Genomic DNA, 768 nt, shown 5'->3' on the forward strand with positions numbered 1-768 from the left:
GGCGCCGATTCCTACGACCGGCTGGTCGCCCTCAATCCCGGTTACCACGCCCACCTGCGCCGCTCCGCCCGCCGGCTGGCCCTGCCGGACGGCGGCACGGGCCGCCGGGTACTGGATCTGGGCTGCGGCACCGGCGCGTCGACCGCGGCGCTGGCCGCCGCCTTCCCGCACGCGGAGATCGTGGGCGCGGACGCGTCGACGGCGATGCTCGCCCGGGCCCGCGCCCGCCGGGGCCTGGAGCGGGTGCGCTTCGTCCACGCGACGGCGGAGGACCTCGTCGGGCGCGCCGCGCACGGACCGTTCGACGCCGTCTTCGCCGCCTACCTCTTCCGCAACGTCGCCGATCCCGACGCGGTGCTGCGCGGCGTCCACGACCTGCTGGTGCCCGGCGGCCGGGTGGTGGCGCACGAGTACGCGCTCGGCGGGCGGCGCTCCCACCGGGCGGTGTGGTCGGCGGTCTGCCGGGGTGTCGTGGTCCCGCTGGGCACGGTCACCGGTGACCGGGCGCTCTACCGCCACCTGTGGCACAGCGTCCTGGAGTTCGACACCGCACCGGAGTTCGCCGCCCGGATGCGCCGGGCGGGCTTCGACGGGGTGCGCGTGCTGCCGCTGCCGGGCTGGCAGACGGGCGTGGCGTACACCTTCGCCGGACGCCGTCATCCCGTCACGGCGGGCCAGGGCCGGTGAGGCCCCGCCCGGACGGCGGGCGGCGGGCACTGCCGCGCCGGGCAGGTCCGCCTCAGGGGCGGGGTGCGGCGGCGCGGCCCG

The 768-nt window shown here is 78.6% G+C and carries 1 protein-coding gene; it reads left to right on the forward strand.

What is annotated here, in order from left to right; translation table 11 throughout:
- Window positions 1-687: methyltransferase domain-containing protein (locus tag A2U95_RS29050; RefSeq protein ID WP_166028478.1), on the forward strand; the 687-nt coding region annotated here is incomplete at its 5' end.
- Window positions 688-768 lie beyond the last annotated feature (81 nt).

Origin of the sequence: Streptomyces chilikensis (assembly GCF_001642695.1) — a bacterium.
GTDB classification, from domain to species: Bacteria; Actinomycetota; Actinomycetes; order Streptomycetales; family Streptomycetaceae; genus Streptomyces; species Streptomyces chilikensis.